2 protein-coding genes are annotated in these 722 nt (G+C 65.5%); both read right to left on the bottom strand.

Annotated features, from left to right (window positions below; genetic code table 11):
* A partial coding sequence (locus G3480_RS27135) for an ATP-binding protein (protein WP_164657277.1) occupies nt 1-428 on the bottom strand: 428 nt, incomplete at its 3' end.
* Nucleotides 428-722, bottom strand: a 295-nt coding sequence (locus tag G3480_RS28120; RefSeq protein WP_206171944.1) for a hypothetical protein, incomplete at its 5' end; no start/stop codon positions are given. The genes G3480_RS27135 and G3480_RS28120, both read right to left, overlap by 1 nt.

The raw sequence follows: 722 nt of genomic DNA, 5'->3' as shown, positions 1-722 counted from the left end.
AAGGCCGGCAGGTCACGGAAGAACTCCGCGGGCAGATTGTGCGCCTCGTCGATGATCCACAGCGGCGTGACGTTCTTCCCATCCGCCAATTCCTCGATGCGGGCCTTGATCTGACGCCACAGGGCAGCGCGGCGGTAGGCGCCCTCCAATCCCAGTGCCAGCGCCAAGGAGCGGTACAGATCCAGCCGCCCGAAGTCGGTCTCGGCCAGATAGATCACCTGATAGCGGTGGAGGTTGAGCGCCTGCGTGAGCCGGCGCAGGGCCGCAGTCTTGCCCACCCCGGCCTCGCCGGTCAACAGCCCCACGCCGGGGCTGTGCAGCAGCCAGTCAAAGCGCTCGCCCAGGTGGGCCAGGACCCCATCGTCCCACAGCTCGGTGGTGCCCTTGCCCAGGGGATACTGGGTCAGGCCAAAGTGTTGCAGCACCATCAGTCGTCCTCCCCGGTATGACCGTAGTCATCGCGGTAGGCCAGCTCCACCTCCGTGTCGGCGACGTTCAGTGATGGCGCCTCGGACGGCTGGGGCTGACGGCGCCGGCGATGGACATTGGCCAAGGCATCCAGCGGCGTGACCGCGCCCAAGGCGTTGCCTTCGGTGTCTTCCACCGCCAGAGCCTGACTGAGTATTCCGGCCGAATCCGGACACCTATTCCGATCCAAACCGGACACCAATCCGACGTCAAAGCGGACAGCATTCCGAGCTGAAAGCGGACACTGATCCGAC

Source organism: Thiorhodococcus mannitoliphagus (genome assembly GCF_010915725.1).
GTDB lineage: Bacteria > Pseudomonadota > Gammaproteobacteria > Chromatiales > Chromatiaceae > Thiorhodococcus > Thiorhodococcus mannitoliphagus.
This window is presented reverse-complemented; position numbering and strand designations above follow the sequence as displayed.